The sequence below is a fragment of the Mesorhizobium australicum genome (genome assembly GCF_900177325.1).
GTDB classification, from domain to species: domain Bacteria; phylum Pseudomonadota; class Alphaproteobacteria; order Rhizobiales; family Rhizobiaceae; genus Mesorhizobium_A; species Mesorhizobium_A australicum_A.
This window is the reverse complement of sequence record NZ_FXBL01000004.1, coordinates 4,633,432-4,653,655: the sequence shown is the minus strand read 5'-3', so window position 1 is coordinate 4,653,655 and position 20,224 is coordinate 4,633,432. Positions and strand designations below refer to the sequence as shown.

Below are 20,224 nucleotides of genomic sequence, written 5' to 3'. Positions count from 1 at the left end.
CTCCCAATCGATGCGATGACGCGGCCTAGCCGATCTCCGCGACGCCCTGATCCATGACCGTCCGGTCGCCGACCCGCGCCTCGAACAGGATGCGGCTGCCGTCCTTCCAGCACGAGAAGTCGAGCGCGTCGCCCGGCATGACGACGCCGGAGAAACGGAGATTGAGCGATTTCAGCCGCGCCGGATCGCCATCGCAGAAGGCGCGCAGCACCACGGCGCAGACGGTGCCATAGGAGGCGAGGCCGTGCAGGATCGGCTGTCTGTAGCCGGCTTTGCGCGCCACGTCGTAGTCGGCATGGAGCGGATTGTAGTCGCCCGAAAGGCGGTAGATCAGCGCGGCCCGCGGCGAGGTCTGCACGCATTCGACATGGTCTGGCGCTCGCGACGGCGGTTCGGGCCGCTCGACCTTCGGCATGGGATTGCCGCCGAAACCGCCATTGCCCCGCATCGCGACCGTCTGGTCGATGGTACAGTAGACCGTACCGTCCTTCGCGTCCCGCACCTGCCGCTGCAGGATGCAGACCGATCCCTTGTCGGCACCGCGGTCATAGAGCTCCGTGATGCGGGCGCGGCTGACGACCTCGGCCTGCGTCGGCAGCGGGGCTTCGAAACGCGCCGCATGCGCCATGTGCAGGACCTTGACCCAGTCGATGTCGAGTTCCGGTATCTTCGGCCACATGCCGGGCGTTGCGAGGGTAACCGCGAAGGACGGCAGGACGCGCAGCCGGTCCTCGACGACGAAATTGAGGTCGCCGCTTTCGCCCGGCAGGAGCGGAAGACCGACGCCGAGCGCATAGAGGATCGCGTCGCGTGACGCGTAGGACTGCCGTTGCTCGCCGAAGTCCCAGTTGCGCAGACGATCCGGATCGAAGACCATCAGACAGGATCCCAGGTGAAGACGTCGCCGGAGCGGTGCAGCGGATAGAAGTCGTTGCGGAACTGTGGGATGACGCGCTCGACAATCGCCTCGGGCGTCCAGCCCTCGGCCGTGTGGGCGGTGCGGATTGGGCGCGGTTGCGAGAACAGGTAGATCTCGTTGTTGCGCGAGCCGAACACCTGTCCGGTGACGTCCTTTGCGGCGTCCGAGCAGAGCGCGACACACAGCGCGGCCACCTTTTCCGGAACAAGCTTTTTCAGGCCCTCGACACGCTTCTGCTGCTCCGGCGTGTCGGTGGGGATCGAGGAGACCATGCGGGTCCAGGCGAAGGGGGCCACCGCGTTGGAGCGCACGTTGAAACGCTGCATGTCGAGCGCGATCGACTTGGACAGAGCGACGATGCCGAGCTTGGCGGCCGAATAGTTCGCCTGGCCGAAATTGCCGATCAGCCCGGACGTCGAGGCCATGTGCACATAGGCGCCGCTCGCCTGTTCCTTGAAATAGGGCGCGGCCGCGCGCGAGACGTTGAAGCTGCCCTTGAGATGCACGCCGATGACCGCGTCGAAATCCTCCTCCGTCATCTTGTGAAACAGCACGTCGCGCAGGTTTCCGGCATTGTTCACCACGGCGTCGATGCGGCCAAAATTGTCGACGGCGGCGCGCACCATGGCCTGCGCGTCGTTCCAGCTGGCGACCGAGCCGTAGTTCGCCACCGCCCGGCCACCGAGCGCCTCGATCTCGGCCACGACTTCCTCGGCGGGCTGGGTGTCGCCTCCGCCTTCGCCGGAGAGGGAAACGCCGAGGTCGTTGACCACGACCGCCGCGCCCGCCCGCGCCATCTCGACGGCGACCGCCCTGCCGACGCCGCGCGCCGAACCGGTCACCACCACGACCTTTCCGTCCATCAGAACCATGAACGCCTCCTCCTGATATGATTCTTGCCCGTCGGGCGCCGCGGTCAGTAGCTCTTGGGAAGGTCGAGGACCTTCTCGGCGATGAAGCTCTGGATGAGCTGCTCGGTCACCGGCGCGATGCGGGTGACGGTCACTTCGCGCAGCAGGCGCTCGACGTGATATTCCTTGGCGTAGCCGAAGCCGCCATGTGTCAACACGGCCTGCAGGCAGGCGTCGTAGCCCGCGCGCGCGCCGAGGAACTTGCCGGCATTGGCCTCCGCGCCGCAGGGCTTGTGGGAATCGTAGAGCTCGGCCGCCTTCATCAGCATCAGCCAGGCCGATTCCAGATACATCCACTTTTCGGCGAGCGGATGCTGGATGCCCTGGTTTTGGCCGATCGGCCGGCTGAACACCACGCGCTCCTTGGCATATTTCGCTGCGCGGCCGAGCGCATCGCGCCCGATCGCGACGGCCTCGGTTCCCACGAGGATGCGTTCGGGATTCAGCGAGTGGAGGATGTAGGAGAAGCCCTTGCCTTCCTCGCCGATGCGATGTTCGTCGGGAATGAACAGGTCCTCGATGAAGATCGCGTTCGAATCGACTGCCTTGCGGCCCATTTTCGGGATGCGCTGCACCTCGATCTTCGAGCGGTCGAGGTCGGTGTAGAAGATCGTGATGCCGTCGGTCGGGCGCTTGCAGTCCTCGTAGCGCGTGGTGCGGGTGAGCAGCATGATCTTCGACGCCACCTGCGCGGTCGACGTCCAGACCTTCTGGCCGCGCACCTTGTAGCCGCCCGGCACTTTTTCCGCGAAGGTCTTGATGCGGGTGGTGTCGAGACCGGCGTCGGGTTCGGTCACGCCGAAGGCGACCTTGTCCTTGCCCGCGACCAGGCGCGGTATCCACTCCGACTTCTGCTCGTGATTGCCGAAGACGACGATCGGGTGCGGCCCGAACAGGTTGATATGGACCGACGAGGCCGCTGCCATGCCGCCGCCATTGTTGGCGACTTCGTGCATCATGATCGCCGCTTCGGTGACGCCCAGCCCCGACCCGCCATATTCCTCAGGCATGGTGATGCCTAGCCAGCCGGCATCCGCCATGGCGCGGTGGAACTCGTCCGGGAACTTGCCGTCTTCGTCGCGCTCCAGCCAGTATTCGTCGTCGAATTTGCGCACCACGCCGCGCACGCCGTCGCGGATCGAGTTGAGCGTGTCCTCGCGTTCCTCAGCGCTGACTGCCACGATAGCCTCCTCTGTCATCCCACCGAGGCCAGCGTGCGCCGGGCCTGTTTGAGGTGGGGAATGTCGTACATCTTGCCGTCCAGCCCGATCGTGCCGAGGCCGGGATTGCCGTCGAACGCAGCCACGATCCGCCGCGCCAGCGCGACGTCCTCCTCGCTCGGCGCAAAGGCCCGGCGTATGCCGGCAACCTGGTCGGGATGGATCGCGAGCCGTCCGGTGAAGCCGTCGCGTCGCGACACGCGGCATGAGGCTTCCAGCCCCTCGGGGTTGCGGAAGTCCGCATAGAGCGTGTCGAGCGCCTGCACACCGGCATTGGCCGCCGCGAACAGGCAGAGCGAACGCGCGAGCTGATAGGGCTGGGTCCAGTTGCCGTCGGGCTCCTTGTTGGAGGTCGCGCCGACCACGGTTCCCAGGTCTTCCGCGCCCCAGGTCAGCGCGGCGAGGCGCGGATGTGCCGGTGCATATGAGGCTAGATTGAACATCGCCGCCGCCGTCTCGGTGGCCACCACGAGGATCTTCACATGGCCCTTCGGCATGCCGGCCGCGGCCTCCAGCGGATCGATCATAAATGACAGGGTCGCGACGTCCTGGCCGCCGTTCGACTTCGGCAAGACGATGCCGTCCAGACCAGGCCGCACCACCGCCTTCAGATCGTCCGCCGTCATGCCGCTATCGAGCGGGTTGACCCGCACCCAGAAACTCCAGTCCCGCTCACCGTTGGATGCGTCGATCCAGCCGGACAGCGTTTCTCGCGCGGCTGCCTTGTTCGGCGGCGCGACCGAATCCTCCAGGTCGAGGATCAGCCCGTCGGCGCCGACGCCCTTGGCCTTCTCGAACTTCTTTGCCGAGTCCGCCGGGACGAAGAGGAGCGAGGTCAGCCTCATGCGGGCGCCTTCATCATCAGGGCCAGCCGGCGGCACTCGCACACCACCTCGTCGCGCTGGTTGAGCCCGCGATGGAGGAAGGTGACGATCCCTTGAGTCGGCCTAGACTTCGACTCGCGTTTGGCGAGGATCGTGGTCTCCGAGTGGATCGTGTCGCCGGCAAAGACCGGCCTCGGATACTTCACCTCCTCGAAGCCGAGATTGCCGACGGTGGTGCCCAAGGTCGTGTCGGCGATGGTCAGGCCGACGACCAGTCCGAGCGTGAAGACCGAGTTCATTAGCGGCTTGCCGAATTCCGTTCTCGACGAATAGTCGTGGTCGAGATGGATCGCGGCCGGGTTCATCGACAGCGTCGTGAACAGCACGTTGTCCGTCTCGGTCACCGTGCGGCGCGTGTCGTGGACGATCACCTCGCCCTCGACGAACTGTTCGAACCAGCGTCCGGCCATTCCTGAAACTCCCTATAGACGGCCGAAGATCGAGACCGAGGAAACCGAGTTCGACGGCTGACCGCCGAGATTGTGCGTCAGGCCGAAGTCGACCTTGCGCAGCTGACGCTGTCCGGCGCGCCCGAGCAGCTGGGCATGGACCTCGTAGGCCATGCGCAGGCCGGACGCCCCGACCGGATGGCCGAAGCACTTCAGCCCGCCATCCACCTGTGCCGGCAGGGCGCCGTCGCGGTCGTAGCGGCCGTCGAGGAAGTCGAAGGTGGCGCGGCCTTCTTCGGACAGACCGAGATCCTCCATCGTCACCAGTTCGGTGATCGAGAAGCAGTCGTGCACCTCGGCCATGCTGATGTCGGCCTTCGGATCGGCGATCCCCGCCTCGCGATAGGCGCGCGCCGCTGCCATCTGCGTGTTGCGCACCGAGGCGCCGTCCCATTCGCCGTACTGGCTCTCCCAGCCGTTCGAGGCGCAGATCTGCAGCGCCTTCACGGCCACAAGGTCCTCGACTGCCTTGCCGAGGCTCTTCGCCATCTCGGGCGTCGTGACGATGGCGCAGGCGGCACCGTCAGACACGCCGCAACAGTCGAACAGCCCGAGCGGATCGGCGATCAGAGGCGCATTGATGATCGTCTCCATGTCGACCGGCTTGCGCAAATGTGCCTTCGGCGAGTTGGCGCCGTTCTGGTGGCTCTTCCAGCTCACATGCGCCATGCCGCGCTTGAGGTCTTCGGCGGAGATGCCATGCTTGGCGCGATAGGCGCCGGCGAGCTGTGCGAAGGTGCCGGGGGCAGAGCCGTAGGGCATCCACAGGTCGTTGACGGAGCCTTTGGTGCGGATCGGCAGGCCGCCGAAGCCGGTGTCCTTGAGCTTCTCCACGCCGAGCGCCATGGCGATGTCGACCGCTCCGGAGGCGACGGCATAGACCGCGCCGCGCAGCGCTTCGCTGCCGGTCGCGCACATGTTTTCGACGCGCGTCACCGGAATGTTCTGGAGCCGCAGCGCCGTCGCCAGCGGCAGCGCGGAGTTGCCGACGTTGAAGTCATCGAGCGCTGAGCCGAGCCAGGCCGCCTCGATCTGGCTTTTCTCGATCCCAGCGTCAGCCAGTGCCTCGATGAAGGCCTCCACCATCAGCATGTCCGACGACATGTCCCAGCGTTCGCCGAACTCGGAGCAGCCCATGCCGAGGATGACGACCTTGTCCTTGATGCCCGTTGCCATGGCTTATGCCTCCACAGGAAGATCGGGGCGCGAGACAGGCGCCGCCTTCCAGAAATAGGTGCGGAAATGACGCTGCCGGTCGATCGCCTTGACGCGGAAGCGCATGCGGACCGGATCGCCGACTTCGGGCGTGCGCCCTTCGATGTCGCAATGCTCCATCGCCACGCGCGCGCCGTTCTGGAACTGCACCAAGCCGAAGTAAAACGGCGGATCCGGCGTGAAATTGAGCCGATCGGCGGTGATCGAAACGACCCTGGCGGCCACCTCGCTCAGCGGCACGTCGTCGTATTCCTCCGGCCCGGTGGCGTCGGGGCGCACCGGAACCGGCGTCTTCGGAAACTGGACGTTGCCCTTGCGGTCCCGCCCGCCGATGAAGCCATGCATCTCACGTCCATGACGCAGCAGCGTCGAGGCGGCGACCTTCTGGTTGACCTCGGCACGCGGACCCCAGTCCATATCGAGCATGCCGGTGAGGTTCAGGAGCCGCGAGTAGGAGGTGAGGGCGACGCCCTTCTTCAGTTGGTCCGCCGCCTTGCCGCTGCCTTTGCCCGTCGCTTCGAGGACGAGCACATCGGCGCCATTGCCGAAGCCCGCCAGAAGTATCTTCGCTCCCGGTTCCGCCCGGTCGAGCGCCAGCGCGAGACCGAAGAGGGGGAGGGCCGCGCCAAGGTCGCCGGCTTGTGCGACGATCTCGGTGCAGACATTGGCGCACGTCAATCCACACGCCTTGGCGACCGCCTTGTAGGTTCCGTCCACCGTCTCTGGCAGCACAGCGATCGCGATGTCGGCGCCCGAAGTGCCGGCATCCGCCAGTGCGGCTTTCACGGCGGGAATGTAGATCTGCTCGACGGCCTCATCGCGCACGAACCGGTCCTCGGCGCCATAGGGCAGGCCGTGGTCGGCTTCCGTGAAGATGTCGAGAAGGTCAGCATTGACAGTCGCCGCGCCAAGCAGCTTCGCCAAGCCGTCGCCCGTTCCGACGAGCGCCGCGCCGGCGCCGTCGCCCCAGTTGAGATGCTGGCTGCTGCCCGGGCGCGCCATGCGCTTTTCGCCGGCGACGACGAGTTCCGCTACACCCGACCGGAGCGCCTTGAGCAGTGCCGTCACAGCCGCCCGGCGCGAGTTGCCGACGTCCTGTGCGGTGGCGGAAGCGGGCAACCTCGTCGCCTCGATGACCAGCGAGGCCATCGACCGGTCATTGAAGGGGGAGGACGTCGAGGCGAAGACGACGCCGTCCACGCGGCCGGCGATGTCCAGCGCGCGTGCGGCCTCGACCGCCATCGTCAGCGGATCCTCGTCCCAACCGGCAACGGCGCGCCGGCCACGGCCCGAGCCGCCGAGGCCGGACCAGCGCAGTTCTCCCCGCGCGACCTTGCGGTCGAACCGCAGAAGCGGGAGATATCCCGATACCGATATGAGGCTGGCCTGCGCCATGACTGTCTCCACCAGACGTGTCGCAGAAATAACTTGCCAGCGTATGGTAAGCAAGCATATTGTTTGCTGTATCGGATATTCGATCGGGTGCAGCGCGCCCGATCAGGCATTTCTAGAGGGAGGTCTCGTGTCTGATCTGAAGGGTAAAGTCGCGATCGTCACCGGCGGTGGCCAAGGCATTGGCAAGGCGATCACGCTTCGTCTCGCCGCGGAAGGCTGCAAGGTCTCGGTGTTCGATCTTCAGCCGGAGGCCGCGGAGGCCACCGCACAGGAGGCCCGCGCCAAGGGTGGCGAGGTCAAGGTCTACGGCGTGGACATTTCCGACCAGGAGGCCGTCAACAAGGCCGTCGCGCAGACCGAGGCCGAGCTCGGCCCGATCTGGCTACTGGTCAACAATGCCGGCTGGGACAAGCCCGCGCCGTTTCTCCAGACCGACAAGCCGCTCTGGGACAAGATCATCTCGATCAATCTCAGCGGCCCGCTCTACATGCACAAGGCCGTGCTTCCCGGCATGGTCTCCCGTAGCGGTGGACGCGTGGTCAACATCGCTTCGGACGCGGCCCGCGTCGGCACGTCCACGGAAGCGGTCTACTCGGCCTGCAAGGGCGGCATGATCTCCTTCACCAAGTCGATCGCACGCGAGCTCGCCCGCAATAACGTGCTGCTCAACTGCGTCTGCCCCGGCCCGACCAACACGCCGATGATGCAATCGGTTCTCGGAACCGGCGAACAGGCGGAAAAGTGGAAGGACGCGATGGTGCGGGGCATTCCGCTCAAGCGCATGGGCGAGCCGGAGGACTATGCGGGTATCGTCGCCTTCCTCGGCACCTCGGACGCGAGCTATATCACCGGCCAGGCCATCTCGGTCTCGGGCGGCATGAACATGGTGTAAGCAAAGACTTACAGAACAGAGCCTGTCCGGCCACCAGGTCGGGCAGCATTCTTCTTCAAGGAACAGCTTGAGGCGCCAAGCCGCCGGAACGGAAGCAACCTATGGCACATGAATTTTCGGATATCCTCTACGAAGTCAAAGGCCGCGCGGCCTGGCTCACGATCAACCGGCCGAAGGTCTACAACGCATTCCGCGGCCAGACGCTGGAGGACCTGATCAAGGGCCTTCACCTTGCATGGAACGACAAGAACGTTTCCTCCATCGTGCTCACCGGCGCGGGCGACAAGGCCTTCTGCACCGGCGGCGACCAATCTGCACATGAAGGCAACTACGACGGCCGCGGTGTCGTCGGCCTGCCGATCGACGAGCTGCAGGGCCTCATCCGTGACGTGCCGAAGCCGATCATCGCCCGCGTCAACGGCTTTGCGATCGGTGGCGGCAACGTGCTGGTCACGCTGTGCGATCTCGCGATCGCCGCCGACACGGCGAAGATGGGCCAGGTCGGCCCCAAGGTCGGCTCGTTTGATGCCGGCTGGGGTACGGCGCTGCTGGCGCGCGTCGTCGGCGAGAAGAAGGCTCGCGAGATCTGGTACCTCAACGAGACCTACACCGCGCAGCAGGCGCTGGAGATGGGGCTGGTCAACAAGGTCGTGCCACAGGCGGAACTCGATGATGCCGTCACCAAGTGGACCGAGACGCTCGGCGAACGCTCGCCTACGGCGCTCGCCTTCCTGAAGCGCTCGTTCAATGCCGACAGCGACCAGATCCGCGGCATCAGCAATCTCGCCCTGCATGCGGTGAAGCTCTACTACGCGACCGACGAGTCGAAGGAAGGCGTCAACGCCTTCAACGAGAAGCGCAAGCCCGACTTCCACAAATACGTCGACTGATGCCGCAGACAATCTCGCCGTCGGACATAGGGCGTTTCCTCCCGGACGGCGCGCTTTGCTGGATTTCTGCCTGCTCGGCGGAATCGCAGATTTTCCGGGAGGGGCTTGCCGGCCTCTCCCGCCCTGATCTCACCTTCACCAGCATATTCGTGGCGGGGCTGAACCGGCCTTCCTACCTGCTCGACACTGGCGCGCGGGTCACGACCTTCTTCATGCTGCCGGAGTTTGCCGACAGCGACCGCGTCGACTTTCTACCGCTGTCCTATCGCGACATCCGTGCCTGGCTGTCGGCCAATCCGCCTCAGGCCGCGCTCGTCATGTGCACGCCGCCGGACGGGGATGGCCGCTGCAACTTCGGCCCCGTCACCGATTTCATCGCCGATCTCTGGGAGCGTATTCCCGTGCTGGTCGGTCACCTCAACCCGGACATGCCGGCAACTTCCGGGACGCCGGGAATTCCGTTCGAACGTTTCACGGCTGTCATTGAGGCGCCGCAGGCGCTGCCAGAATCGGATCCAGGCAATGATGAGGTCTCGATGCGCCTGGCCGCGCATGTGGCGTCGATCGTTCCGGACGGCGCGACGATCCAGGCTGGGCTCGGACGCGCGCCGGAGGCCGCGCTGCGCGGCCTGACCGGAAAGCGCGATCTAGCGGTCCATTCGGGCCTGATTGGCGATTCGACGCTGCACCTGCTGCGCGCCGGCGCGTTGAGGAAGACGAACCCGATCACCGCCGGCGTCGCGATCGGCACGCGCGCGCTCTACGATGCGGTCACCGAGCCCGAGTTCAGCTTCCAGTCACCTTCCTTCACTCACGACATCGCGACACTGGCCGGCATCGAGCGGCTGGTAACGATCAACTCAGCTATCGAGGTCGACCTTGCAGGCCAGGCGCATTCCGAAGCGACGCCGGCTGGCTATATATCCGGCCCGGGCGGCGCCTCGGACTTCGCAGCCGGCGCGAGAGGGGTGGGTGGTCTGAGGATCGTGGTCCTTCCATCGACTGCCGCGAAAGGATCCGTTTCGCGCATCGTCTCTACGCGTAATGCCACGGGACCGGTCTCGCTCGGCCGGTTCGACATAGACGTCGTGGTGACGGAGCATGGCGTGGCGGATCTGCGGGGGCTTTCGCACGACGCCCGCCGAACGGCGTTGATCGGTATCGCGGACCCATCGCATCGCGCGGCGCTCGAACGTTTGCCGTAACGTTCTGTCCGCCTGCAAACTGTATGGTTGCTTACTTAATTGGTTGCTGATAAAAGTAAGGTAGCATACCAACGAGAGCCTTCCGCATGATCGAGCGCAACCTGTTCCGCGAGGAACACGAGATGTTCCGGCAGAGCGTCCGCCGCTTCGTCGAGAAGGAGATCGTGCCGTATCATGCGCAGTGGGAGAAGGACGGCATCGTTCCGCGCGAGCTGTGGCTGAAGGCGGGCGCGCAGGGCATGCTGTGCTGCACGGTGCCGGAGGAGTATGGCGGGCTTGGGCTCGACTACCTGTTCGACGTGGTCGTGTTCGAGGAGCTGTGGCGTGCGGGTGCGTCGGGTCCGGGGTTCCTGATCCACACCGATCTGGTTGCGACCTACATCCTGTCGTTCGGTAGCGAGGCGCAGAAGAAGAAGTTCCTGCCCAAGATGGTGTCGGGGGAGTGGATCGGCTCGCTGGGCATGACGGAGCCGCATGCCGGCTCTGACCTGAAGGCGATCCGAACGAAGGCCGTCCGCGACGGCAACGAGTTCCTGATCAACGGGCAGAAGGTATTCATTTCGAACGGCCAGCTGTGCGACGTGCTGGTGCTGGCGACGAAGACGGATTCGGAGGCGGGCGCCAAGGGCGTGACGCTGTTCCTGGTAGAAGGCGACCGTCCGGGCTTCCGGCGCGGCAAGAACCTCGAGAAGCTCGGCATGCATGCGCAGGACACCTCGGAGCTGTTCTTCGACAATATGCGGTTGCCGCCGGAAAACATGCTGGGCGAGGAAGGCAAGGGCTTCGCGCTGATGATGACGAAGCTGTCGCAGGAGCGCCTGGCGCAGGCGATCCGTTCGGCGACGGTTGCGGAGACGGTGATCGAGTGGACGGTCGACTACACGATGAACCGGCAGGCGTTCGGCAAGTCGCTGTTCGACCAGCAGAACACGCAGTTCAAGCTGGCGGAACTGAAGGCGCAGGCGGTATCGGCGCGGGTCCTGACGGACAAGTGCATCGAGCTGTTCATGGAGGGGCGTCTGGACCCGGTGGACGCCGCGGTGGCCAAGATGCTGACGACGGAGCTGCACTGCCGGGCGGCGGACGAGTGCCTGCAGCTGTTTGGCGGCTGGGGTTACATGTGGGAGATGCCGATCGCGCGGGCCTATGCGGATGCGCGCATCACCAAGATCGCCGGCGGCTCGATCGAGATCATGAAGCTGATCATCGCAAGGCAGATGGCGCAGGACGCCAGAACACGAATATAACCGCGTCCTCCCAGGCGCAAAGGCGGCGCGTATGCGCCGCCTTCTTTTTCGAGGGCCCGCATTTGGACGGAAGTGGAGGGGAGGCTGCAGCGCCTTACAGGCGCAAGCCGACATCGAAGGAAACGGCACGAGCGGTCATGTTCATGCTTGCCGGCTTCTTTTTCTACAGTACCTCCGACATGCTGGCGAAGGTACTTTCGGAAACGGTCAATCCGCTGCAGATCGCCTGGCTCAGGCAGCTCGGCCTGCTGAGCGGCGTTGTGGTGCTGCTGGCCTGGAAGGGCCCACGGATCCTGCGCAGCCGCCACCCCTTCCTTCAGTTCGGCCGCGGGCTGACGGTCGTGGTGGCCGCCACGTCGTTCCTGTTCGCAATCACCTATGTGCCCCTTGCCGACGCGACCGCCGTAAGTTTCATCGCTCCGTTCATCGTCATCGTCCTGGCAGGACTGGTACTGGGAGAGACCGTGGGATTGAAGCGGTGGATAGCGGTCGCTCTCGGCTTCGCCGGGACGATGATCATCATTCGCCCGGGGTTCAATGCCTTTCACCCGGCGATTTTTCTCGTCATCCTGTCAGGCCTAGCATTCGGCATCCGGCAGATCATCTCGCGCCGCGTCAGCGGCACCGACCCCTTGGTCACGACCATCGCCTATACCGCTTTGACCGCAGCACTCCTGCTCAGCCTGCCGCTTCCCTTCATCTGGAAAAATCCGCTCGACCTGACGCAGTTCCTGATGATGGTCGGCATCGCCATCATCGCAGGTTGCGGCGAACTGTCGATCATGCGGGCGCTGGATCTGGGCGAGGCGGTCGTGCTCTCGCCGCTTCAATATACGCTGATGATATGGGCAACGATCTGGGGCTTTCTCATCTTCGCCCAGCTGCCGGACATGTGGACGCTGATCGGCACCGCGATCGTCATCGGATCGGGCATCTATTCCCTTTATCACGAAACCCGCGCGCCGCGCTGAGCGGTCTCGCGGTAGGCGTCAGGATCGCTCAGAACCCGACATTGTCCGCGCCCTTGAGACCGAGCATTTCGCGCGCTTCCTGGGGCGTCGCCGGTTCGAGCGACAGCTCCTTGAGGATGCGCACGATCTTTGCCACCTGGTCGGCGTTTGACTTCGCCAGCTCGCCCTTGCCGATATAGATCGAGTCCTCCAGGCCGACGCGCACATGCCCGCCCTTTATCGCGTTCACGGTGGCCAGCGGCATCTGATGGCGCCCCGCCCCGAGGCAGGAGAAGTAGTAGTTGTCGCCGAAGAGCCGGTCGGCGGTGTCGCGCATATGCATCAGATGTTCGACCTCGGGCGCGATGCCGCCGAGGATGCCGAACACGCCCTGGATGAAGAACGGCGCCTTGACCATGCCACGGTCCGCGAAATGCGCGAGATTGTAGAGGTGGCCGATGTCGTAGCACTCGAACTCGAAGCGTGTACCGTTGGCCGAGAGTTCGGTGATGCCGCGCTCGATCTGGGTAAATGTGTTGGAGAGGATGAAGTCCTTGGTGCGCTCCAGATAGGGCCGCTCCCATTCCTCCTTGAAGTCCGTGATCTTGGAAGCCGCCCCGGAAATGTTGAAGTTGAGGCTGCCCATGTTCATCGACGCGACCTCGGGCTTCGCCCACATCGCGGCGGCGAGACGCTGATCGAGAGTCATTCCGAGCCCGCCACCCGTCGTGATGTTCACCACGGCATCGCAGTTCTGCTTGATGCGCGGCAGGAAGAGCTTGAAATGCTCAGGCTCCTGGCTCGGTGAACCGTCCTTGGGATTGCGGGCATGCAAATGGAGAATCGCGGCGCCGGCCTCCGCCGCGGCAATCGCTTCGCTGGCGATCTGGTCGGCAGTCACTGGCAGGTGCGGCGACATCGTCGGCGTGTGGATCGAGCCCGTCACCGCACAGCTGACGATGACCTTCTTGGATTTGCGCATGGAGTCCTCCGCCTGCGATAAAAATAATATACCATACGATATGTCACCGTATCATACTTGTAAAGGATTGAGCGGCGCGGAAGGCCCATAGGGAGTTTTCGACGTGTTCGACGTTGGAAGATATGGCGGCATACATTGAATCAGCTAAAAGATATGATAGCTAACGAGGTCGATTCCTTACTAATTGGCCGTACTGCTGGAGAAGTCTATGAACGACACGCGCTCTTGGGACCTCAGACTCGGTTACCTCATTCACGACGTGTCGAGGTTGCGGCGCGTCACCTATGACCGTGAACTCGCCCCGCTGGGCATCACACGTTCGCAATGGTGGGTTCTTGCCTTCATCTCCCGCAACGATGGTCTGCCGCAGACGCAACTCGCCAACGAGCTCGACGTCGGCAAGGTGGCGCTCGGCTCGTTGATCGACCGTCTCCAGTCGGCGGGCTTCGTCGAGCGCCGCGCGGACGAGAAGGACCGCCGTGTGAAGCGGGTCTTCCTCACCGACAAGGCTCGGCAGCTCATCAAGGAAATCGGCCCGATCAACGACAGCTTCAACGCCCGCATTCTCAAGGGTATCTCTCGCGAGGATCTCGAGCTGACCTCACGCACGCTCTACGCCATGAAGGTGAATCTCCTGGCGCTCGCGGCGGAGCGTTCGGGCGGCGAGTTCGACGCGCTCGATGATGAGGACGAGCTGGAAAGCGCAGGGCGCGGGCGGCGCGCGTCGGTATTGTAAAATAGATACTCTAGCTTATGATACTCTTTCGAATTAGATAGCGGTGGTATCAGCTATCGTTCGGAGGAGGCTTCATGCTGGCGGCGCGCAGTATCTACGACGAGGACCACGAGAGCCTGCGCGGCAGCTTGCGCCGCTTCATCGCCGAGGAGATCGCTCCCGACTTCCCCAGGTGGGAGGAGGCCGGCATCGTCGACCGGTCGCTGTGGGACAGGCTAGGCGCGAGCGGCTTCCTCTGTCCCACGGTACCTGAGGAATTCGGCGGCCTCGGCGCAGACTTCCGCATGCACACCGTCGTCGCGGAAGAGCTTGCTTATTCCGGTTTCATGGGGCCTGCCGCCGACGTGTCGGTCCATTCCGACGTCTGTCTCGGCTACCTGCTCCACCAGGCGAACGACGAGCAGAAGGCGCGCTGGCTGCCCGGAATGGTAGACGGTTCCCTGGTCTGCGCCATCGCCATGACCGAGCCCGGCACCGGTTCCGATCTGCAGGGCGTGCGCACCCGTGCTGTGCGCGACGGCGACGACTGGGTGATCAGCGGCGCCAAGACCTTCATCTCCAACGGCCAGCACGCCGACATCGTCATCGTCGTGACGCGCACAGGCGAGGGACGCGGATCGGGCAACATGACCCTGATCGTGGTGGAGGCCGCCCGCGAGGGGTTCCGGCGCGGCCGCAACCTGGACAAGCTCGGCCAGATCAGCGCCGACACGTCGGAACTCTTCTTCGATTCCGTCCGCGTGCCCGTGGCGAACACGCTGGGCGGCGAAGGGCGCGCGATGGGCATGCTGATGAGCGAGCTGCCGCAGGAGCGGCTGATCATCGCCGTCACCTCGATCGCCGCCGCGCAGAAGGCGTTCGACATCACGCGCGACTACGTGCGTGAGCGCAAGGCTTTCGGCCAGTCGGTCGCCGACTTCCAGAACACTCGCTACCGGCTCGCTGAGCTGAAGACGGAGCTTTCGGTCGGCTGGGCCTTCGTCGATCAGTGCATCGCCAAGCACCTGAAGAGCGAATTGAGCACTTACGAGGCGTCCATGGCCAAGCTCTGGTGCTCGGAGATGCAGGGCCGCGTCGTCGATGCGGGCGTCCAGATGCACGGTGGCTACGGCTTCATGCGGGAATACGAGATTTGCCGCCTCTACGCCGACGCCCGTGTCCAGCGAATCTACGGCGGCACGTCGGAGATCATGAAGGAACTGATCTCGAGGAATCTCTGACATGCCGAACGGACGCGTCGCCGAGATATCGGCTCTGGTCGGCGATGACCTGCCGGACGATCCGCCGGCGGGTTTCCGGCCCATAAAGCCCCGCATCGGCTTCCACTTGATGATGGGGCAGTTCTATGGCCGCATGGAGAACGGCCTGCTCGTCGTGGCCTTCCGATGCTCGCCTCGCCACCTGAACAATCATGGCAGCTGCCATGGCGGAATGATCGCGAGCTTCGCGGATTTCTCCGCCTATTCGCTGCGCCTGGCGGCGGAGCTGCCGGAGACGTCGATTCCCACCGCGTCGCTTGCCGTCGAATATCTGCGCCCGGTCCGCAGGGGCGACTGGGTCGAGGCGCGGGTCCAGCTTACCCGGCGTGGACGCAGGTTGCTGTTCTGCCGCGTCACCGGCACGGTCGAAGGTGTCGAAGTGTTCACGGCCAGCGGTATCTTCGTACCTGGCGCGCATGATCCGGGCGGGCTCGAAGTACTGTCCGCGGTTCTGGACGCCTCCTGATGCATCCAGGCCTGCGCGAATGGGCGCTGCGCGAGCCGGAGCGGCCGGCGCTGCTGATCGACGGATCGGATCGCCAGACTTTCTCTCAGATCGAGGCTCGGGCCAACCGTTTTGCCCATGCACTCCGGGCTGAAGGCCTGGTGCGCGGCGACCACATGGCCGTTCTGGTCGGCAACTCTCCGGACATCGTGGCGCTGTGCTGGGGCGCTTACAGGTCCGGGGTCTACCTGACGCCGCTGCCGACGACGCTGACGGCGGCCGAGATACAGTATCTGGTCGACAATTGCGAAGCGCGTCTGGTCATTGTTCACGGCGACTATGCTGAAACGGCGCCGGAGCTCGTGCGGCGGTTCCCGCATATCGCTTTTCGGTCGATCGGGCTTCCGGTCCAGGGCATCGAGGACTGGGAACCGCTGCTCTCGGGCCAGCCGGCGACTCCGCGCCCGGACGAAAGTCCTGGCAGCCTGATGATGTATTCATCCGGCACCACCGGTGCGCCAAAGGGCATCGTGAGGCCTTTGCCCGGAGACGACCAGGCGCGTCTGCTGCCGCCGTTCGCACGAGATCTCGTCGAGATCTTCGCCTTGGACGCGGGTACCCGTTACCTGTCCACGGCCCCGCTCTACCATGCCGCCGCCCTGCGCTTCGTGCTCGCAGTGATCGCGGCCGGCGGCCTCGCCGTCGTGATGCGGAAGTTCGATGCCACGCGCGCCCTGGCGCTGATCGACGACCACGGCCTCACGCTGTCGCAATGGGTGCCGACCATGTTCCGGCGCCTTCTCGAACTGCCCAACGCGGCGCGGACCGCCTTTGGTGGAAAAACGCACCGCCGGGCGGTCCATGGCGCTGCACCCTGCAGCGTTGCCCTCAAGCGGGCGATGATCGACTGGTGGGGGCCGATCCTGCAGGAATACTACTCCGGCTCCGAGGGCGTGGGCCTCACGCTCATCGACAGCGCGGAATGGATGCAACGGCCGGGCTCGGTCGGCAGGGCCAGCAAGGGCGAACTGCACATTCTCGGCGAGGATGATCAAGAGTTGGGCGCAGAGGAGACGGGCCGGGTGTTCTTCTCCGGCCTGCCGCAATTCCAGTACCACGGTGAGCCCGAAAAGACTGCGACGCGTACGTCGAGACAGGGCTGGCAGAGCTTTGGCGACATCGGTCATGTCGACGAGGAGGGTTTCCTCTACCTGTCCGATCGCCTCGACGACATGATCATCTCCGGCGGCGTGAACGTCTATCCGCAGGAGATCGAGGCTGCCATCGAGGCTGCGGACTTTGTCGCCGAATGCGGCGTGGTCGGCGTTCCGGATCCGCATTTCGAAGAGCGGCCGGTGGCCTTCGTTGTACCGCGGGCAGGCGAGGGCGATGTCCTGCCGCGCCTGCAGGAACACATCGAACGGACCCTCGGCCGTATCAAGCGGCCGCGCGAAATCCATCTCGTCGATGCGCTGCCCGTCAGCCCGACGGGCAAGCTCCTGCGCCGCAGGCTGCGCGACCTGTTGCCCCGCGGCGCCGGCTATTCCGAGCCATAGCGGGCGAGGAAGGTGAAGGGGCCGCCTAGATAGGCGGGAAAGCCCGCCGCCTGCTGGCAGTGCAAGTCCACCAGGTTGCAATCCTCGGGCGCGAAGGTTCCCTTGTGTCTGGAAGCCACCTGCGCTGCAGCCGCAAGGATCGCGAACGCGGCCTTCTCGACATCTGAGGACGGCGCCTCGAACCATTGCGGCATCCGCCGCGCGATCTCCCGCGCTGCCTCGAAATCGCCAGGCGCAGCGCCGTCAATGCCGGCAAAGGAAAGCGCCGCGGCGCCGGTTGCGCCGAGCTGCCCGGCCTTCGCCTGCATGGCAGCCTTCACCTCCGCCGCGAACGCATCTAGCCCGGTCGGCAGGGCGTCCTTGCGGCGGCGCTTGTCGTATTCGACCCGGCCGAGGAACTTGACCGCGATCATGTTGCGCGGCTCGATGCGCTGCACGAGATCCTTGAACACATCCACCTCCGCTGCGATGCCTTCGTCCATCGTCGCTGGCAAGCCACGGTCGATGCAGTCGAGGATCGCCGGCTCGGCGGGATAGTGGCCGCCGGTCTGGCGCAGAATTTTCTCGCGCACCGGGCGGGTGACGGACAGTACCTTGTCCTTCGTCGGCTGCCGCCAATCGGGCCGGTCCCAGGGCTGACGCGGATCAGGTTTGGAGCGAACCCAGGCCTCGGCAGCCGCGGTCTCCTGACCGGGCGGAACCGCTTGGCTCGCGGCACCAAGCGCAACCGCGCGCTGCGCATCGAAGCGCGCACCTTCGAGCAGCACGCCGAGTGATTGTTCCACGCCGGTGAAACGCGGCAGGCGTTGCGTGCCGCCGCCGCCCGGCAGCAGGCCGACCAGCGATTCCGGCAGGCCGATCTGGGTTTCTTTGGCGTCCGTCAGGACACGATAGTGACAGGCGAGAAACAATTCGCAGCCGCCGCCGAGCGCGAGGCCGTGCGCAGCGACCGCGACCGGCTTGTCCGCCGTTTCCAGCTTGCGGAACGCGCGGCCGATCGGCGAGAAATGGTCGACAGTCAAGGCGTCGCGTTTCTCCTTCGGCGCAGCCATGATCATCTCATAGGCCTCAGCCAGTTCGGTAAGGTCGGCACCGGCGCAAAAGGCGTTGCTCTTGCCTGAGGAGATGACGACGCCCAAGACATCGGAACCCTTCAGCCAGTCGGCGAAGGCTTCGATCTCGTGGATGGCCTGGTTCGAGAACACGTTCATCGACCGGTCCGGCATGTCGAAGATCAGATGGAGGATGCCGTCGTCCGTGCGCCGCGTACGGAAGTTCGTCATCTTTGGCAGGTCGGACATGCTGGTTCCTCCACTCGTGATCGATCCTCAATCTCGTAAACTGGCGTACTATACGTTAGACATGCAATCAAGTGTCGGCTATGGTCGCCGCAGAAGCAAGATGGAGGAAATATGAGCCCGTTCCGCAGCGATGTGCTGAAAGGCAAACGTATTCTGGTCACCGGCGGTGGCACCGGCCTCGGCAAGGAGATGTCGGTCGGATTTGCGGCTCACGGCGCTCATGTCGCCATCTGCGGTCGGCGCGAGCAGGTTCTCGAAGAGGCGTGCCGGGACATCGAGACGCGCAGCGGCGGCACCGCCGAATACCGGATCGTCAACATCCGCGACGCCGAGGCGGTAGACGCGATGATCGCCGATCTCTGGACGGGAGGACCGCTCACCGGACTCGTCAACAATGCCGGCGCGAACTTCATCGCGCCGACCGAGTCGATCTCCCATCGCGCCTATGATGCCGTGCGCTCGACCGTGATGGACGGCAGCTTCTACGCCACCCATTCCTGCGGCAAACGCTGGATCGCGGGAGGGATCAAGGGCTCGGTCGTCTCGAACCTCGTTACATGGGTCTGGTCGGGCTCCGCCTACGTGGTGCCCTGCGCGATGGCGAAGACGGCCGTCCACGCGATGACCATGTCTCTCGCGGCCGAATGGGGACCGAAGGGCATCCGCCTGAACGCGGTCGCGCCGGGGCCGTTTCCGACCGAGAACGCCTGGGAGAAGCTCAACCCTATCCCCGGTTCGTCGGTCGGCGCCACCCAGTCCGAAACGGTACCGCTCCGCCGCTTCGGGCAGATGGACGAACTGCGCAACATCCTGATCTTCCTGATGCTGGACGAGTGTTCCTATGTGAACGGCGCGACGATTCCGATCGACGGCGGCCATCGCCTGACCGCACATTCCACCTTCGCCGAACTGTCCAATATGAGTGATCAGGACTGGGTCAACGCCCGCGAGGCGATCAAGGCCTCTCAGCAGAAGGAGAAGCAGGGTCGATGAGCGCGGTCACGGTCGACACGGCCGACGACGTCGCGACAATCCTTCTCAATCGGCCCGAGAAGCTGAACGCACTCTCGGATGCAATGATCGACGAGTTCTTCGCCGTTCTGGACGACATCGCCCGATCCAGTGCACGGGTGGTCGTCATCTCCGGCGCGGGCCGCGGCTTCTGCGCCGGCTTCGACCTCTCCCTGGCGGCGGAGGATGGCGGCGGTGACGAACGCTTCTGGGCCAGCCGGCAGGAGCGCTTTGGCGCTCTCGTCACCCGCGTCCGCGGGATACCGCAGCCAACGATCGCGGCCGTCAACGGCGCTGCGACCGGTGCCGGGCTTGGCCTCGCTCTCGCCTGCGACACGCGCATTGGCTCCACGGCGGTGCGGTTCAGCTCCGCCTTCGTCCGTGTTGGCATGTCGAGCTGCGACGTCGGCGTGAGCTGGCTGCTGCCGCGCGCGATCGGCACCACGCGCGCATTCGAACTGATGCTGACCGGCCGTATGGTCGAAGCGGAGGAGGCGGAGCGTATCGGCCTAATCCTGCGCCAGATGGCGCCGGACCAATTGCTCGAGGAAGCGCATGCTCTCGCCCGCGCCATTGCCGACAACGGCCGCATGGGCACATGGATGACCAAGCGCGGCATGTGGGCCAATCTGGAAGCCGGCAGCATGCAGGCCGCCATAGAGCTGGAAAACCGCACCCAGACCTTCATGCTGGGGACCGGCGGGCTTGCCAGCCGCGCCGCCGAACGGGGCTTCACGAAGCCGGCAAAAGGATGACG

The 20,224-nt window shown here is 64.8% G+C and carries 20 protein-coding genes; 11 read left to right on the top strand and 9 right to left on the bottom strand.

Annotated features, from left to right (window positions below; genetic code table 11):
• Positions 1-25: 25 nt before the first annotated feature.
• Genes B9Z03_RS25325 through B9Z03_RS25295 form a run of 7 tightly spaced genes read right to left on the bottom strand, consistent with a single transcriptional unit; the run spans position 26 to position 6,993 of the window.
• Positions 26-877 (bottom strand): MaoC/PaaZ C-terminal domain-containing protein, encoded by an 852-nt coding sequence (locus B9Z03_RS25325; protein ID WP_085466776.1) that lies wholly within the window; start codon positions 875-877, stop codon positions 26-28.
• The gene (locus B9Z03_RS25320) at positions 877-1,791 is read right to left on the bottom strand and encodes an SDR family NAD(P)-dependent oxidoreductase (protein ID WP_085466775.1); all 915 of its coding nucleotides are present in this window, start codon (positions 1,789-1,791) and stop codon (positions 877-879) included. The genes B9Z03_RS25325 and B9Z03_RS25320 overlap by 1 nt, the downstream gene beginning before the upstream one ends.
• A 44-nt stretch (positions 1,792-1,835) precedes the next feature.
• Positions 1,836-3,011, bottom strand: a complete 1,176-nt coding sequence (locus B9Z03_RS25315) for an acyl-CoA dehydrogenase family protein (RefSeq protein ID WP_244561842.1) — start codon at positions 3,009-3,011, stop codon at positions 1,836-1,838.
• Between the two features lie 14 nt (positions 3,012-3,025).
• Positions 3,026-3,895, bottom strand: coding sequence for an HpcH/HpaI aldolase/citrate lyase family protein (locus tag B9Z03_RS25310; protein WP_085466773.1), 870 nt, complete (start codon positions 3,893-3,895; stop codon positions 3,026-3,028).
• A complete protein-coding gene (locus B9Z03_RS25305; RefSeq protein WP_085466772.1) occupies positions 3,892-4,344 on the bottom strand; it encodes a MaoC family dehydratase in 453 nt (150 codons plus the stop codon). The genes B9Z03_RS25310 and B9Z03_RS25305 overlap by 4 nt, the downstream gene beginning before the upstream one ends.
• 12 nt (positions 4,345-4,356) lie before the next feature.
• Complete coding sequence (locus B9Z03_RS25300) at positions 4,357-5,559, bottom strand: acetyl-CoA acetyltransferase (RefSeq protein WP_085466771.1); 1,203 nt, start codon at positions 5,557-5,559, stop codon at positions 4,357-4,359.
• Positions 5,560-5,562: 3 nt separating this feature from the next.
• On the bottom strand, positions 5,563-6,993 hold the full coding sequence (locus B9Z03_RS25295) for a hydroxymethylglutaryl-CoA synthase family protein (protein ID WP_085466770.1): 1,431 nt from the start codon (positions 6,991-6,993) through the stop codon (positions 5,563-5,565).
• Between the two features lie 127 nt (positions 6,994-7,120).
• Between B9Z03_RS25295 and B9Z03_RS25290 the strand changes: the two genes are divergently transcribed.
• The 5 genes from B9Z03_RS25290 (at position 7,121) to B9Z03_RS25270 (ending at position 12,198) form a co-directional block, all read left to right on the top strand.
• The gene (locus B9Z03_RS25290; protein WP_176247637.1) at positions 7,121-7,885 is read left to right on the top strand and encodes a glucose 1-dehydrogenase; all 765 of its coding nucleotides are present in this window, start codon (positions 7,121-7,123) and stop codon (positions 7,883-7,885) included.
• Positions 7,886-7,986: 101 nt separating this feature from the next.
• Complete coding sequence (locus B9Z03_RS25285; protein WP_085466768.1) at positions 7,987-8,775, top strand: enoyl-CoA hydratase-related protein; 789 nt, start codon at positions 7,987-7,989, stop codon at positions 8,773-8,775.
• A complete protein-coding gene (locus B9Z03_RS25280) occupies positions 8,775-9,980 on the top strand; it encodes an acetyl-CoA hydrolase/transferase C-terminal domain-containing protein (protein ID WP_085466767.1) in 1,206 nt (401 codons plus the stop codon). The genes B9Z03_RS25285 and B9Z03_RS25280 overlap by 1 nt, the downstream gene beginning before the upstream one ends.
• An 86-nt stretch (positions 9,981-10,066) precedes the next feature.
• The gene (locus tag B9Z03_RS25275) at positions 10,067-11,227 is read left to right on the top strand and encodes an acyl-CoA dehydrogenase family protein (RefSeq protein ID WP_085466766.1); all 1,161 of its coding nucleotides are present in this window, start codon (positions 10,067-10,069) and stop codon (positions 11,225-11,227) included.
• A 137-nt stretch (positions 11,228-11,364) separates the two neighbouring features.
• The gene (locus tag B9Z03_RS25270; RefSeq protein ID WP_085466765.1) at positions 11,365-12,198 is read left to right on the top strand and encodes a DMT family transporter; all 834 of its coding nucleotides are present in this window, start codon (positions 11,365-11,367) and stop codon (positions 12,196-12,198) included.
• A gap of 28 nt (positions 12,199-12,226) precedes the next feature.
• Here B9Z03_RS25270 and B9Z03_RS25265 read toward each other — a convergent pair whose 3' ends face one another.
• The gene (locus B9Z03_RS25265) at positions 12,227-13,159 is read right to left on the bottom strand and encodes a 3,5-dioxohexanoate:acetyl-CoA acetone transferase (protein ID WP_085466764.1); all 933 of its coding nucleotides are present in this window, start codon (positions 13,157-13,159) and stop codon (positions 12,227-12,229) included.
• A 208-nt stretch (positions 13,160-13,367) separates the two neighbouring features.
• On the opposite strand from B9Z03_RS25265, the gene B9Z03_RS25260 reads away from it, so the two are divergent.
• The 4 genes from B9Z03_RS25260 to B9Z03_RS25245 all read left to right on the top strand — a co-directional run bounded on the left by B9Z03_RS25260 (position 13,368) and on the right by B9Z03_RS25245 (position 17,155).
• Positions 13,368-13,895: a MarR family winged helix-turn-helix transcriptional regulator gene (locus B9Z03_RS25260; protein ID WP_085466763.1), complete on the top strand. Its 528-nt coding sequence runs from the start codon at positions 13,368-13,370 to the stop codon at positions 13,893-13,895.
• A gap of 74 nt (positions 13,896-13,969) precedes the next feature.
• Complete coding sequence (locus tag B9Z03_RS25255; protein WP_085466762.1) at positions 13,970-15,115, top strand: acyl-CoA dehydrogenase family protein; 1,146 nt, start codon at positions 13,970-13,972, stop codon at positions 15,113-15,115.
• A gap of 1 nt (position 15,116) precedes the next feature.
• Positions 15,117-15,620, top strand: a complete 504-nt coding sequence (locus B9Z03_RS25250; RefSeq protein WP_085466761.1) for a PaaI family thioesterase — start codon at positions 15,117-15,119, stop codon at positions 15,618-15,620.
• A complete protein-coding gene (locus tag B9Z03_RS25245) occupies positions 15,620-17,155 on the top strand; it encodes an AMP-binding protein (RefSeq protein ID WP_085466760.1) in 1,536 nt (511 codons plus the stop codon). Before B9Z03_RS25250 ends, B9Z03_RS25245 begins: the two co-directional genes overlap by 1 nt.
• Here B9Z03_RS25245 and B9Z03_RS25240 read toward each other — a convergent pair.
• Positions 17,140-18,456 (bottom strand): enoyl-CoA hydratase-related protein, encoded by a 1,317-nt coding sequence (locus tag B9Z03_RS25240; protein WP_085466759.1) that lies wholly within the window; start codon positions 18,454-18,456, stop codon positions 17,140-17,142. The genes B9Z03_RS25245 and B9Z03_RS25240 overlap by 16 nt on opposite strands.
• Positions 18,457-18,567: 111 nt before the next feature.
• Between B9Z03_RS25240 and B9Z03_RS25235 the strand changes: the two genes are divergently transcribed.
• Positions 18,568-19,449, top strand: coding sequence for an SDR family oxidoreductase (locus B9Z03_RS25235; protein ID WP_085466758.1), 882 nt, complete (start codon positions 18,568-18,570; stop codon positions 19,447-19,449).
• The gene (locus tag B9Z03_RS25230; protein ID WP_085466757.1) at positions 19,446-20,222 is read left to right on the top strand and encodes an enoyl-CoA hydratase/isomerase family protein; all 777 of its coding nucleotides are present in this window, start codon (positions 19,446-19,448) and stop codon (positions 20,220-20,222) included. Before B9Z03_RS25235 ends, B9Z03_RS25230 begins: the two co-directional genes overlap by 4 nt.
• Positions 20,223-20,224 lie beyond the last annotated feature (2 nt).